The organism is Roseixanthobacter pseudopolyaromaticivorans (assembly GCF_043195145.2).
Classification (GTDB): Bacteria; Pseudomonadota; Alphaproteobacteria; order Rhizobiales; family Xanthobacteraceae; genus NCEH01.
On sequence record NZ_CM195539.1, the window covers coordinates 4913025 to 4927436 of the forward strand.

At 63.8% G+C, this 14412-nt stretch carries 13 protein-coding genes; 1 reads left to right on the forward strand and 12 read right to left on the reverse strand.

What is annotated here, in order from left to right; genetic code table 11:
* Window positions 1-7: 7 nt before the first annotated feature.
* The gene (locus V5F68_RS22935; RefSeq protein WP_394012974.1) at window positions 8-1459 is read left to right on the forward strand and encodes a bifunctional metallophosphatase/5'-nucleotidase; all 1452 of its coding nucleotides are present in this window, start codon (window positions 8-10) and stop codon (window positions 1457-1459) included.
* 107 nt (window positions 1460-1566) lie between these two features.
* Here V5F68_RS22935 and V5F68_RS22940 read toward each other — a convergent pair whose 3' ends face one another.
* From V5F68_RS22940 to V5F68_RS22995, 12 genes are all read right to left on the reverse strand, one after another.
* The gene (locus tag V5F68_RS22940; protein ID WP_394012973.1) at window positions 1567-2928 is read right to left on the reverse strand and encodes an MFS transporter; all 1362 of its coding nucleotides are present in this window, start codon (window positions 2926-2928) and stop codon (window positions 1567-1569) included.
* A gap of 191 nt (window positions 2929-3119) precedes the next feature.
* Window positions 3120-3671, reverse strand: a complete 552-nt coding sequence (locus V5F68_RS22945) for an OsmC family protein (protein WP_394012972.1) — start codon at window positions 3669-3671, stop codon at window positions 3120-3122.
* Window positions 3672-3723: 52 nt separating this feature from the next.
* Window positions 3724-5403, reverse strand: coding sequence for a long-chain-fatty-acid--CoA ligase (locus V5F68_RS22950; protein ID WP_394012971.1), 1680 nt, complete (start codon window positions 5401-5403; stop codon window positions 3724-3726).
* A gap of 42 nt (window positions 5404-5445) precedes the next feature.
* Window positions 5446-6267, reverse strand: coding sequence for an enoyl-CoA hydratase/isomerase family protein (locus tag V5F68_RS22955; RefSeq protein WP_394012970.1), 822 nt, complete (start codon window positions 6265-6267; stop codon window positions 5446-5448).
* A gap of 158 nt (window positions 6268-6425) precedes the next feature.
* A complete protein-coding gene (locus tag V5F68_RS22960) occupies window positions 6426-7517 on the reverse strand; it encodes an enoyl-CoA hydratase/isomerase family protein (protein ID WP_394012969.1) in 1092 nt (363 codons plus the stop codon).
* Between the two features lie 13 nt (window positions 7518-7530).
* Window positions 7531-9033 carry a CoA-acylating methylmalonate-semialdehyde dehydrogenase gene (locus tag V5F68_RS22965; RefSeq protein WP_394012968.1) on the reverse strand — a complete coding sequence of 501 codons (1503 nt, stop codon included), beginning with the start codon at window positions 9031-9033 and terminating at the stop codon, window positions 7531-7533.
* A gap of 28 nt (window positions 9034-9061) precedes the next feature.
* Window positions 9062-10219 carry an iron-containing alcohol dehydrogenase gene (locus V5F68_RS22970; protein ID WP_445322311.1) on the reverse strand — a complete coding sequence of 386 codons (1158 nt, stop codon included), beginning with the start codon at window positions 10217-10219 and terminating at the stop codon, window positions 9062-9064.
* Between the two features lie 304 nt (window positions 10220-10523).
* Window positions 10524-11306, reverse strand: coding sequence for an enoyl-CoA hydratase (locus tag V5F68_RS22975; protein ID WP_394012966.1), 783 nt, complete (start codon window positions 11304-11306; stop codon window positions 10524-10526).
* A gap of 70 nt (window positions 11307-11376) precedes the next feature.
* A complete protein-coding gene (locus tag V5F68_RS22980; protein WP_394012965.1) occupies window positions 11377-12447 on the reverse strand; it encodes a LysR family transcriptional regulator in 1071 nt (356 codons plus the stop codon).
* A 41-nt stretch (window positions 12448-12488) separates the two neighbouring features.
* Window positions 12489-12809, reverse strand: coding sequence for a GNAT family N-acetyltransferase (locus tag V5F68_RS22985; RefSeq protein WP_394012964.1), 321 nt, complete (start codon window positions 12807-12809; stop codon window positions 12489-12491).
* 14 nt (window positions 12810-12823) lie between these two features.
* The gene (locus V5F68_RS22990; protein WP_394012963.1) at window positions 12824-13408 is read right to left on the reverse strand and encodes a TetR/AcrR family transcriptional regulator; all 585 of its coding nucleotides are present in this window, start codon (window positions 13406-13408) and stop codon (window positions 12824-12826) included.
* Window positions 13409-13475: 67 nt separating this feature from the next.
* Window positions 13476-14177 carry a DsbA family protein gene (locus V5F68_RS22995; RefSeq protein WP_394012962.1) on the reverse strand — a complete coding sequence of 234 codons (702 nt, stop codon included), beginning with the start codon at window positions 14175-14177 and terminating at the stop codon, window positions 13476-13478.
* Window positions 14178-14412: the final 235 nt, after the last annotated feature.

The window sequence follows — 14412 nt, forward strand, 5'->3', positions numbered from 1 at the left end:
CGCCAGAATGGTCGAAACGACACGCCGCAATATCACGCTTCTACAGGTCAACGACACGCACGGCTATCTGGAGCCGCATCCCGAACTGGTCTGGCACGGCGCCAAGCCTCGCTTCCCCACGCTCGGAGGCTATGCGCGCATCGCGGGTTACCTCGACAAGGTCAGATCGGAATGCCCGGATGCGGTCGTCGCCCTCGACAATGGCGATACGTTTCACGGCACCTATGCGGCCGTCTCTTCGAAGGGAGAGGCACTGGTCCCGCTGACCAATGCGCTGGCGTTCGACGCGATGACGGCGCATTGGGAATTCGCCTGGGGACCGGCCCATTTCAGGGCGCTCGCCAAGCGGCTCGACTATCCGGTCCTGGCGATCAACTGCTTTGATAAGAAGACCGGCCGGCGACCGTTTGCGGCATCGCGCGTCATCGAGCGCGGCGGCTTGCGGATCGGCGTCATCGGCGTTGCCGCGACCATCGTCGACAAGACCATGCCGCCGCATTTCAGCGAGGGCCTGCGCTTCACCAATGGCGACAAGGAACTGCCCCGCGAGATCCGCCGGCTCCGCCAGAAAGAAGACGTCGACCTGATCGTCGTCCTGTCCCATCTCGGCCTGCCGCAGGACGTCAAGCTTGCGGGGCTGGTCGACGGGATCGACGTAATCCTGAGCGGACACACCCATGACAGGCTCGAACGCCCGGTCGTGGCGAACGGAGCGATCATCATCCAGTCCGGGTGCCACGGCGCCTTCGTCGGGCGTCTGGATCTGAGCGTCGGCGACGGCGGCGTTCGGCTGGAGCGGCACGAGTTGGTCGCCTTGGACGACGCTGTCGAGCCCGATCCGGCGATGGCGGCGCTCGTGGAAGGCGTGATGGCGCCATTGCGCGAGCGTCTCTCAGTTCCTGTCGGGAACGTCGGCACCGCACTCCATCGCAACACGATCCTCGACTGCACGATGGACGATCTGCTGCTGGCGGCGCTCTGCCATGTTTCCGGCTGCAAGATCGCCTTTTCGAACGGCTGGCGGTACGGAGCACCGATACCCGCAGGCCCGGTCACGATGAACGACCTATGGAACATCATACCGGTCAATCCCCCCGTATCGACGGTCACTATGACCGGCGAGGAGATCCGCACGATGATGGAGCAGAATCTCGACAGGACCTTCTGCGCCGATCCGTTCGGCCAGATGAGCGGATATGTGAAGCGCTTTTGCGGACTGACAATCTTCGCCAAGATCGAGAATCCGTTCGGGAGCCGCATCGTCGAAATCTTCGCAGACGAAGAGAAGCTCGGTCCTCAGACGGACTACGAAGTGGCGTTCGTCACCGCCCAGGGCGTGCCAGGCCGCTTCGGCCGCGACCGGGGGCAGATGCCGATGACGGCAATAGAAGCATTGCAAATCTATCTCGCCGAGAGCGTCCCTCATGCCACGACCGCGGGAAGAGTTGTTCCGATCTGATGCCGATATCCACCGGAAAAGGAAAAGCGCAGCGAAAGGTCCGCTGCGCTTCGTGGCCTTCGGCATTGCCTGCGGGCTTCGAAATCGCCAGCAGTCGAACGCCTTGTCTAGGTCGCCAGAGCCGCCCTGTTGGGGGCAGGTTCATGAAGAACGTCTCTGAACGTTTCGCGCGCGAAGAATGTCGCAACGATGCTGATGACGCCCATGCCCATCATGTAGGTGCTGATGCCCCAGGTCTTGCCGTCGTTGGCGGCGAGCAGCGCCGTCGCGATCATCGGGGCGAAGCCGCCGGACAGCACTGAGCCGATCGCATAGCCGATATTCGCCCCGCTAAGCCGGACCTTGGTGCCGAACAGTTCCGAGAAATACACGGCCTGCGGCCCGTAGATGGCGTCGTGGAAGATATTGATGGCGATGATCATGGCGAGCGTCAGCAGCCAGACGTTTCCTGTATCGACCATCCAGAAAAACGGCATGACGAACAGAGTCGAGGCGACCGTGCCGAACATGCTGACCTTCTTGCGGCCGATCAGGTCGGACAGCCAGGCCCACAGAGGCAGGGTGAAGATGCCGATCGCCGAAGATATCATCACAGCGTTGAGGCCGGCGGACCGGTCCATCTTCAGCGTGCCGACGATGTAGCTCAGCATGAAGACCGTGTAGAGATAGTAGACGGCATTCTGCATCATGCGCATGCCGATGGTGACGAACAGCGTGCGGCGGTGCTGCTGCACGACTTCGAGCGCCGGCGCCTTTGAAGCCTCGTTGTTTTCCTTGATCTCCTTGAACACCGGCGATTCCTGAACGGTCGAGCGGATGAACATCCCAATCGCGATCATGACGATGCTGGCGATGAAGGGAATACGCCAGCCCCAGGCGAGCAGGTCCTCGTTGCTCATCGAGGCCGAGACGATGGCGAAGACGCCGGTCGACAGAAGAAGTCCCGCCGGGACACCGACCTGCGGGAAACTGCCGTAGAAGCCGCGGCGATTGGCGGGCGCATGCTCGACGGCCATGACGACGGCCGCGCCCCATTCGCCGCCGACGGCAAACCCTTGCAGGAGGCGGAGCGCGCAGAGCATCACGGCGGCCCACATGCCCGCGGTCTCATAGGTCGGGAGAAAGCCGATGGCGACGGTGCTTCCGCCCATCAGGAGCAGCGAGAACACCAGCATCGACTTGCGTCCGATGCGATCGCCGAAGTGACCGAAGACGGCCGCGCCGATGGGGCGTGCGATGAAGCCGACGGCGAAGGTCGCGAAGGCGGCGATCGTTCCGGTAAGCGGATCGACGCTCGGGAAAAACAGATGCGGAAACAGAAGAGCGGCATAGGTGCCGTAAATGAAGTAGTCGTACCATTCGACGGCCGTGCCGATCAGGCTTGCAACCGCGACCTTCCGATGTTCCTTGTCCATGCCCCTGGCGCTCAGGTCCTTTTGACCCGACACCACTGTTGCGTTACTGGCCATTTCGGTTCCTCCCTATGGCTGTTGTTTCATTTGGCAAAGCGCGTCCGTCCGTTGACCTCCCAGGCAACGGTCACAAGCAATCGATGATGAAGCGGTGCTGCCTGCGCGCGGCTCAGCCGAGCATGATCAGCGCGGATGGCAGGCTCTATCGGCAGCCCGCCCGGGGATGAGCCGGGCGGGCGGCGTGGCACTCAGGCGAGCTGGGTCGTCACCTTGACGGGATTGGCCAGCGTGTCGCGGATCGGCGAAGTCTTCTGGAGATCTGCGATCAGTTCCTCGAGTTCGGCCGGCGACGTATTCGGGCTGTCGAGGCGCACCTTGACCTTGATCTCTTGGGCGCCGGGACGAACGGTGTCGTCGACACCGAGGAAGCCCTGAAGGTCGATATCGAATTGAAGATCGAGGTCGATCCGGTTGAGCTCGATGCCCTTGGCCGACGCGCATGCGGCGAGCGTGACGCCGTAGCAGCCCGCGAGCGCCTGAAGCACGTATTCGGCGGGGCTGACCGCCTGATCGGTGCCGAGCAGCGAGACGGGCTCGTCTGTCTGAAGGGAGAACTTGCCGGTGCGGCTTTCGTCGGCCTCGCCGGCCTGGTGAAGCGCACCGGTGCGCGACTGCATCCTCAGCCCGCCGAGCGATGAGCTTTCGAGCGTGAACGAGACCTGGGCGAGCTTCGGGTTCTCGCGCACCGCCGCGACGGTCTCGGATACGGCGTTGGCGTCGATGAAGGGTTTGGCGTTCATGATGTCGTTACTCCTTGTTGGTGGTCAGATTCAGTTTGCGGCGGGATGCCGCCTATCGCGCCGCCAGCGCCTTCGGCGCCGAGCGCGGCGATCTGCTTGAAGTCTTTTTTCTCGGTGGATCGACGCTTGCGAACGCGCCTTCGCCGATCATCTGGCGGATGAGCTTCTTGTCGATCTTGCCGACGGAGGTACGCGGCAACTGGCTCGCGACCGCCCACAGCTTCGGCAGCCACCAGCGCGGTACATGGTTTTCGAGCCAGCCGGAAAGTTCGTCTCCGGTGATCGTTACGCCGATCTTCAGGACCACGATGGCGGCGGGCCTTTCCTGCCAGCGCGCGTCCTCGACGGCCACGACCGCGACCTCCTCGATGGCGGGGTGCGCGAGGATCTTCTCCTCGAGGCTGAGCGACGGGATCCACTCGCCTCCCGACTTGATCGCGTCCTTCGCCCTGTCGGAGAGCGAGAGGTGACCGTCCGCGTCGATGGTGCCGAGGTCGCCGGTCCGCAGCCAGCCATCGTCGAAATTCTCGCGGTCGTCGCTGCCGAGATAGCTCGCCGTCACCCAGGGGCCGCGGATCTGGATCTCGCCGACGGTCTTGCCGTCGCAGGCGAGTTCACCGCCGCCGATCTCGACGACGCGGGCTTCGAGGCCGCAGACGACGCGTCCCTGCTTGGTGCGATAATGCTCCTTCTCCTTGTCGCTGACCGCCCAGGGCGGAATCCTGGCGATCGCCGACATGGAAGAGGTCTCGGTCATGCCCCAGGCCTGGAAGATCTCGACCCCCATGGCGGCATAGGCCTGGGCAAGGACGGAGGGCACCTGCGCGCCGCCGCAGCTTATCGACCGAACCGATCCGAGTGAGGTACGGCCGCGGGCCCGCAGCTCCTCCAGCACGTCCGACCAGATCGTCGGAACGCCCGCGGCCAGGTTCGGCTCGTGGCGGTCGATGAGCGCCAGCAGGTCCTTCGCCTGCAGAGACTTGCTCGGCAGGATGACGTCGGCGCCGGCCATCAGCGCGGCATAAGGTATGCCCCATCCGTTGACATGATAGAGCGGGACGGCCGGAAGCACGCGCGTCGACGAGCCGATGGCGAGCGAGTTGGCGGCGCAGAGTGAGGCCGCCTGAAGCCATAGGGAGCGATGGCTGTAGGCCACGCCCTTCGGCATGCCTGTCGTGCCGCCGGTGTAGCAGATGACGGCTGCGCTGTTCTCGTCGAGATCGGGCCATTCGGCCTGCGGCTCTGCGGCAGCCAGAAGGCTGTCGTAGGAACACAGGCGGCACCCTGCGACATCCGGCAGGTCACCGTCGGCGGCGCCGGTCACGATGACCCATTTGACGTTCGGGCAGCGATCAAGACCACGCAGCACGCTGTCCAGATAGGCGATGTCGACGATGACGGCCTGGTCGCCGGCATGGTTGACCACGTATTCGATCTGGTTGTCGTGCAGGCGTACATTGATCGTGTGCAAGATGCGGCCGGATCCCGGTATGCCGAGATAGGCCTCGATATGGGCCTCGGTCGAGCCGCACAGCGTCCCGACGACGGCGTCGGACGCAACGCCAAGCCCCGTCAGAGCGTTGGCGAGACGCCCGGCCCGTTCGGCCAGCATGGCGAAGCTCGTGCCCTCGGCATTGTCCGGCGCGTACACGCGCGATCGTCCCACGACCCGCTGCATATGCCGCAGAAGCAACGGTACTCCGAGCTGGCCTCCCTGCATCGTTGAAAGCATGTCATTCCTCCCTTCCGCTTGGCGGATGATCCGGTTATTCGCTCACTTCGCCTCCAGCTTTCCGTACCGGGAGTCCCGCCAGTTCAGCGCCGCCCGCAGACCTTCGTCCTTGACGCGCTTGCCGAACTCGGCCTTCTCCGGCGAGTAGGCGGCGTTGAGCGTGGCTGCGAGGTCGAGGTTGACGTTGACGGCATTGCGCAGGCCCATGGCCTCGTAGGCGCGGGTCAGCGCGATCTTGGTGAGCTTCAGCGTGATGGCGGGCGTCACCGCTATGCGTTCGGCGAGACGATCGACATGGGCCTGCAACTCGTCCGGGGTCGTGACGTGATTGATCATGCCGATGCGCTGGGCTTCCTGCGCCGTCACGACGTCGCCGGTCAGGAGCAGTTCGTTGGTCTTCTTCTGTCCGATCAGGAAAGGCATCAGGAGCGTGACGGGCCCCGAACCGAAGCGGATCTCCGGCTCGCCGAACTGCGCCCGGTCGGTGGCGACGATCATGTCGCAGGCCATGGCTAGTTCGCAGGCGCCGGCCAGGCACCAGCCGTCGACGGCGGCGATGGTGGGCTTGGTGACCGACCAGACGGTCATGGAGAGGCCGACATTCCGGGTCAGTGCGCCATGCCAGTCCTCGGCGCGCTCGATGCCCGCCTCGACTTCCTCGGAAATATCGTAACCGACCGAGAAGTTGGTGCCCGAGCCCGTCAGGACGATAACGCGGACCTCGTCATTGGCTTCCAGCTCGCGGATGAGGTTGGTCATTGTCGTGACCACCTCGGAAGACAGGGCGTTGAGCTTCTTTGCCCGGTTGATCGTGACCCAGGCGGCGCTGCCACGGATTTCGAATGTCACAACAGGATCGTTCATAAGTTCCTCCCGATTAGGTTTTTCGCTGTTCAGTCGATGACGTCTTGAGCCTTGCTGATGTCCGCCTTTGTCGTCGCGTCTCCCAAACACGATGACTCCAGACGAATGACAGGGCCGAATTCTTGGCATTCTGTAGAAGTGGCCGTCCTCTCCTCTTGCTAGAACGTCAGGTCGTAGGGCTCTCCGCGAGCTGCGGGCGAGAGCGGCAGAAGCAGTTTGTCGATATCGGTCTCGCTCACCTCTGCGAGCGTTGCCGGCTGCCAGGCGGGCGACTGGTCCTTGTCGACGAGCACGGCGCGTATGCCCTCGGCGAAGTCCCGGCGCGCGACCATGCGCAGCGCCATCCGGTAGTCCTCGATCAGGATCGTCTCGACGGGCTGGTCCTTGCCTTCGACCATCCGCCGCCATGTCGCGCGCAGGCTGGTCGGCGCGGCGCGGCGCATTGCGGCCAGCGCGTCGGCGATCCAGGGCTCGTCGCCGGCCTCGCGCTGGAGCGCATCGACCACGACGTCGAGATCGTCATCGCCGAAGATCCGATCGATCGCCCGCATGCGGTTGGCAAGCACACCGCCGTCGAAGGTCGCGGAATGTCGCTTGATGATTGCGTCCACCCGTGCCGCATCGAGATGCGAGGCGGCGGCGAGATCCTGCGCCAGGACCTCGAAGGAGGCGGACGGGACCTGATGCGTCGCCAGCCCGCAATAGATGGCGTCCGCGGCGTTGATATGGGCGCCGGACAGGGCGAGATAGCGGCCGATCTGCCCAGGGCAGCGGTTGAGGAACCATGTCGCGCCGATGTCGGGAAAATAGCCGATCATCGTTTCCGGCATCGCCATGCGGACGTCTTCGCTGACGATGCAGTGCGAGCCGTGGACGGACAGGCCGAGGCCGCCTCCCATGGCGATCCCACCGATCAGCGAGATGAAGGGCTTTCGAAGGCGATTGATGCGCCGATTGAGGATAAATTCCGTCCCGAAGAAGTCCCGGCCGAGGTCAACGCGCTCGGCGGGATCCTTGAGAATGCCGATCGAGCGCACATCGCCGCCGGAGCAGAAGGCGCGCGGGATGGCGCTGCGCAAGAGGATGGCGTCGATGTCCGCATCGAACTCCCAGCGCTCGACGATGGCGGAGATGTGTTTCACCATCTCCAGGTCGATGGCGTTGAGGGCCTTCGGCCGGTTGAGGGTGATGAGCCCCAGCCGTCCTTCGGTCGCGGTGACGACATGGTCATCGAGCAGCAAGGCAGACATCGCGGGCCACCTACTACTTCAGCGTCGGCATGACGAACTCGGCGCCGGCGCGAATGCCCTTCGGCCAGCGCACCGTTCCGGTCTTCAGGCGCGTGTAGAAACGGACCCCTTCCGGACCATGCATGTGGTGATCGCCGAACAGCGAGCGCTTCCAGCCGCCGAAGGAGTGGAAGGCCATCGGCACGGGGATCGGAACGTTGATCCCGACCATTCCCGCGCGCACATTGCCGAGGAAGGCCTGGGCCGTGTCTCCGTCGCGGGTGAAGAGCGCGGTGCCGTTTCCAAACTCGTGATCGTTCACGAGCTTCAGGGCGTCGTCGAAGCTCTGGCTGCGAACGACCGACAGGACCGGCCCAAAAATCTCTTCCTTGTAGATGCGCATGTCGGGGGTGACGCGGTCGAACAGCGTGCCGCCGACAAAAAAGCCCTTCTCGTAACCCTGGATGTTGAGGCCTCGCCCATCGACGACGAGCTCCGCGCCTTCTGAGACGCCGGTGTCGATATAGCCCAGCACCTTGTCCGCATGCTGCCGGGTGACGAGCGGTCCCATCTCGGCCTCGGGATCGGTGCCCGGGCCGATCTTCAGCGTGCGCACGCGCGGCGCCAGCTTTTCGACCAGCGCATCCGCGGTGGCTTCTCCCACGGGCACGGCAACCGATATGGCCATGCAGCGTTCGCCGGCCGAGCCGTAGGCGGCTCCCATGAGGGCATCGACCGCCTTGTCCATGTCGGCGTCGGGCATGACGATCATGTGGTTCTTGGCGCCGCCCAGCGCCTGGACGCGTTTGGCGGCCGCCGTGCCGCGCTGGTGGACATATTCGGCGATCGGCGTCGAGCCGACGAAGGAGATCGCCTCGACCTGCGGATGGTCGAGCAGCGCGTCGACCACGTCCTTGCCGCCATGCACGACCTGGAAGATGCCCTTGGGCAGGCCTGCTTCGTCGAGCAGCTTCGCGAGCTCGTTGGCAAGGCTCGGATCGCGCTCGGATGGCTTCAGGATGAAGGCGTTGCCGCAGGCGATCGCGACGGGGAACATCCACATCGGCACCATGGCCGGGAAATTGAAGGGGGTGATGCCGGCAACGACGCCGAGCGGCTGGCGGAAGGACACCGCATCGATAGAATGGCCGACCTGCTCGGAGAACTCGCCTTTCAGCACCTGGGGGATGCCGCAAGCGAACTCGACGACTTCGAGGCCCCGGATTACCTCGCCCTTGGCGTCGGACAGGACCTTGCCGTGTTCGGCGGTGATGATGGCAGCCAGCCGGTCGAGGTTGCGGTCGACGAGATCACGGAAGCGGAACATGACGCGGGCGCGGACATGCGGCGGCGTCGCGGCCCAGGCCGGAAAGGCGGCGGCGGCCGCGGAGACGGCCATGTCGACTTCAAGCGCACTGCCGAGCGCGAGCCTGGCGGTGACATCGCCGGTCGCCGGATTGAAGACATCCGAGACATTGCGCGGCTCGGCCGGCTGGCGGCCGGAGATGACGTGATCGATGAGATTGGAAACGGTCATTGCATCAACTTTCAGGTTCGAAAAGACTTCAGGCCCACGCCTGGCGATAAAGGGTCTGGATCGTGTCGGCGTCGGGTACGCGGGGATTGTTGCCGGGCGATCCGGAGGCCAGCGCCTGCTCGGCCATGACCGGCATCAGGTCGTTCCAGCGGGACTCGTCGATGCCGAACGTCTTCGGGCTCGGAACGGCGAGTTCCCGATTGACCTCGCGCAGCGCTTCGATCAGGCGCGCAACGGCGCTCTCATCGCTTTCCTCCGGCGTGGCTATGCCCATCGCGCGGGCGCACTCAGCGTAGCGTCTCTCGGCGGACGGCGCCGACCATGCGGTCACAACCGGCAGCAGCATCGCGTTGGACAGCCCGTGCGCGACGTGGAAATGCGCGCCGATCGGCCGGCTCATGCCATGCACGAGCGCAACGGACGAGTTTGAGAAGGCGATGCCGGCCTGGAGAGACCCGATCATCATCGCTTCGCGGGCCGGACGGTCGTCCGGGGTCTCGTAAACCCGTCGCAGGTTGGGCCAGATGGCGCGCATCGCGGCGATCGCCATGGAATCGGAGAATGGATTGGCAAGGCGAGAGACGTAGGCCTCGATCGCGTGCGTCAGGGCATCGATGCCGGTATCGGCCGTCAGGCGCCGCGGCGCCGTCATCGTCAGCTCATAGTCGACGATTGCGAGCACCGGCATGTAGGCCATGCCGGCGCACAGCATCTTCTCGTCGTTCTCGTCATCGGTGATGATGGTGAAGCGCGTCGCCTCCGATCCGGTGCCCGCCGTGGTCGGGATCGCGACGATCGGCAGGCCGGGCGCGTCTTCCTGATGCGGCGCCTTGAGCGCGCGCATCGAGCCGCCGCGTGCGGCAAGGACGGCGACCGCCTTGGCGGTGTCGATCGAACTGCCGCCGCCGAAACCGACCACGCAATCGTGCTGGCCCTCGGCGACGAATTGCAGCGCTGCGTTCACCGAGCTTGTGGTGGGGTCCGGAACCACGCCGGAAAAGATTCGTGCGGTCATGCCCTTCGCGGCGAGCGTGGTCGCGATGCGATCGGCGCCGCCGCTCTTCATCAGGTAATCGTCGGTGATGATGGCGGGCGCCTTCAGGCCGAGCTGGGCGAGTGCCGCCGGCAGTTCCGACGTCGTTCCTGCTCCGATCCGCAGCGCGCGCGGCAATGAGATTGCGGGCATATGATAATACCTCCCTGTAAATTGTCTGAAGCTCTCCCGGCTCCTTGATTTCGAATAGCACTGCGGACAATGTAATTATACGCGCAATTACGCGCAGGATTTGTGCAATAAAGAACAGATATACTTATTATCCGACTCGGATTTACTAATTATATTTGAGCAATACTTTCCGCATCCATCCCGAACGACTTTCGGGATGGAGCAAAGGCGCGGCATCGCGTGCGACCGCTTGCCGATGCCGACTGCCCGGTCTCGGTCTCTTGCCGGGCGGCCGCGATGGCGGCCACCCGGGACGGGTCTGCTATCAGCGGCCGTTGAAGGCGGCTGTCCGCTTGTTGAGGAAGGCGTCCATGCCCTCTTTCTGACCTTCCGTTGCGAAGGCGGCCTGGAACAGGCGGCGTTCGAGGCGGATGCCGTCGGTAAGCGAGAGTTCCAGCGCCGTGTTGACGGCTTCCTTCGCCATCATCACGGAAGGAAGGTTGTATCCGGCGATTATCGTTGCCGCTTCGATGGCGGTGTCGAGGACGGCATCGTCCGCAACGACGCGCGCGACGAGACCGGCCTGCTTGGCTTCCGCGGCCTCGATCATGCGACCGGTCAGGATCAGGTCCATGGCCAGCGATTTGCCAACGAGCGCGGTCAGGCGCTGCGACCCACCGATGCCCGGCAGGATGCCGAGCTTGATTTCCGGCTGGCCGAACTTGGCGCCCTCGCCGCAGATAATGAAGTCGCAGAGCATCGCCAACTCGCATCCGCCGCCGAGCGCGAAGCCGCGGACGGCGGCGATGATCGGCTTTCTGGCGCGCGCCACCTTGTCCCAAGCCCCGAAATAATCGCCGCCGTACATGTCGACGAAGGATTTCTCCTGCATCTCCTTGATGTCCGCGCCGGCAGCGAATGCCTTCTCCGATCCGCAGATCACCATAGCGCCGACCGAGTCGTCCGCTTCGAAGGCGGTTACGGCGGCGAGGATTTCTTCCGACAACTTCTCGTTCAGGGCGTTCAGCGCCTTCGGCCGGTTGAGCGTGATCAGCCCGACGCGGTCGCGCTTTTCGACGAGGATGGTTTCATAGTCTGCCTGGGTCATTTCCGCTTCTCTCCCTTGTTGGATTCGGTTTTGAACAGATTGGCCGCTACGGCCTGCTTGGTGATCGGGTCTATGCGCATTTCGGCATCGGCTGGTCTTTCGCCTCGGCAGCATCCTCGCCCATGAACAGGGGCCGGGACGCGCGAACCTCGCTGCGCATGAATTCCATGGCGGAGCTGACCGAAGTGCTCGACGCGATGTCCTCGTGGACGATCATCCAGTAGGTGCGCTTGAGTGAGAGCTTGTCGGGCAGGACCGCGACCAGTTCAGGCTTCTGGCTCGCGATGAAGGCAGGAAGGACGCAGAGCCCGTAACCGGAGCATGCCGCCTGCATCTGCCCGTGCAGGCTGGAATATTGCAGCCGCGCCTTCAGGCCTTTGTGGAATTCGGACAGATAGTTGAGCTCGCGCGTGAAGATCAGCTCGTCGACGTAACCGGCGAACGGATGGTCCAGCAGATCCTCGGCCGTTCTGATTTCGGGTTTGCTGGCAAGATAGGATTTCGAGCCATAAACGAACAGGCGATAATCCGTCAGCTCCTCCTGAAGGAAGCGCTTGGAATTGGGAGGAGACAGGGTGACGATGATGTCCGTGTCGCGCCGCGAGATCGCGACGATCTGCTGGATGGTGAGGAGTTCGAGGCAAAGGTGTTTGTGCCGGGCGGCAAAAGCGCTGAGACGCGGCGCCAGGAAGAAGTTTCCGATCCCTTCGAGGGCCGTCACACGGATCGTTCCGCTGAGCGGCTGCGAAGGCTCCCCGAGATGATCCTCGACCTTCGCCGCCTCCGCCTCGACGCGCGATGCGACGGCGAGAAGGCTTTCGCCCTGCCGGGTGAGGCTGTAGCCGCGCGCATTGCGGACGAACAACTGCGTGTTCAGCGCTGATTCCAGCGCGGTGATCCGGCGACTGGCAGTGGCATGATCGGTATTGGTGAGCTTGCCGGCGCCGGAGATCGTTCCGGCGCGGGCGACCGCAAGGAAGAAGCGTAGATCGTTCCAGTCATACATGCGGATCCTCCCAAATCCCCGATGTGCGGCCGTCGCGCGGCTTGTCGCCGCTCGGCGCTTCATCGCGCCTTTGTCTTGAGCGCGCGGCGGTTCATCCCCGCCGTGTGCCAAATCTGTTCTCCGGACCGCCTCCAACTTCCGGGTCATGTGCCGCGGCAAAGCAGCCGCGCGAGTGATCAGTCGCCCTGAGCGGCGTGCGCGTCCCGTCTCCGTGACGGGGCGGCGAGCAGGTCCCGGTATTCAGCGCTCTGACGCAGCCAGGCGTCGGCGTATCGGCAATGACCGACGATCCGGGTTCCTTCGTCGCGCGCCTGCGCCGCAATGCCCGTCATCAGTCGATCGGCCGCTCCCGTTCCACGCAGGCTCGGCGGCGCGTAGACGTGATGGATCGCGATGAGACCGGCTTTTCGCTCGCAGTCGGCAAAGACGGTTTCTCCGTCCAGCTCCAGCACGAACCTGCCGGTTTCCGGCTCCTCATGTACGTCCTTCCCGGTCATCGATATCGAACTCCTCATCGACGGCTGCATACGCAGGACAATGTGTTGCGAAGCGCGCTGAGGCTGATCTCGAAGCCGTCGCGCTTATCCAGTAGGCGTTCGATCAGAAGCGCGCCTTCGAGCACCGACAGGATCAGCTTCGCCGCATGCGCCGCGTCGAGGTGGTCGGAGACCTGTCCCCTCGAAAGGCCATCGGCGTAGGTGCGCTCCAGCCAGTCCAGATGGTCCTTGAAGAAGGTCGCCGTCGCTTCCCTCAACCCTGCCGGCAGGGTGTCGCGCTCTATGGCGAGCGCCGCGCACAGGCAGCCGAGGTCCTGGTCGAGACCGGTGAGATAAAGCCGCCCATAGGCGTCGATACGATCGAGCGCATGGGAATGGTGGGTCTCGATCTGACCGAAGGCTTCGGCATAGCGCGCCCGGTAGACCTCGATCGCCGTCGCGACGAGCTTCTCCTTGGTCGGAAAGTAGTGATGAATGCTCGCCTTTGTTATGCCGACCGTGGCCGCAATGTCCGCATAGCTGAAGCCCGCGTAACCGCAGGTGCGGATCAGCTTTTCCGCTTCGGACAGGACTGTGGAACGCATATCAACCATGAGCATCGTCTTTCTCGTATAAGTCCGTCTCCGGGCGGAAGCCGATCTTCGCCCAGGCGCAAGCGGGCTCGCGTCAGCTACACACGCCATCCAGCGTGCAGCTCTGTCCTGCCGACTGGCTTGCAGGTCCGTACTGCCGAAGGGCCTGCTCCAGATTGGCCCTGAGGTTCTCGAATGGCAGGAAGCCCTGGGCGATCATGACGAGGCGTCCGTCGTTGCCGCGCAGGAGAACCGCCGGAAAACCCCTGACGCCGAGTCTCCCGATGAACCGGTATTCTTCGACAAGCGCCTTCGCGACGTCAGGCGATTCGAACGTCTCCTTGAAGGCAGCGAAGTCGACGCCGAATGCTGTCGCAACGGCCTCGTAGGTCGAGAGCTTCTGAAGATCGCGGCCTTCGTCGTAATAGGCGCGCTGGATGACCTTGAACGCGGCGAGCTGATCCTCGACGCCGAGCGACTTGAGCGCCAGCGCCGCACGCGCCGGAACCGTCGAGTTGAGGATCAGCTTCGACGCCTTGATGTTTTCGATTTCGTCGAGATAGGCCTTGCCGAAGGCTTCGCCGGACATGGACGTCACGCGGGCATGCAGCCCGGTCACGTCGGGATAGGGACGAAAGAGATCCGGCAACGGCACGTCGGACGGGATCATGCCGCCGTTCATGACCTTGACATCAATCCGGTCGGCGTAGTCGGCCGCGATGCGCTCGATGGCGGCGCCAAAGCCGTAGCACCAGATGCAGTACGTGTCGGTGATGTAGAGGAGCTCTGCCCGCATACATTTCTCTCCTAGCCTGATGATCGGCCGCGGATAGGTTGCCGGCGATCATCGTTTGTTCCGGAGGGCTTCGCTCGATCGGTGCTGTTCCCAAAACCTGCCTTGCGCAACTCCCATCCAACTAGTAGATTAATAGACCTAAAGAGTCAACTGAGGTTAAGCGGGGTAAGGGGATGGGGATGCGGGAGGGCTGGTTTGGCGCGGTTCGGCTGATCATCGGCGCAAGCGTCATCAC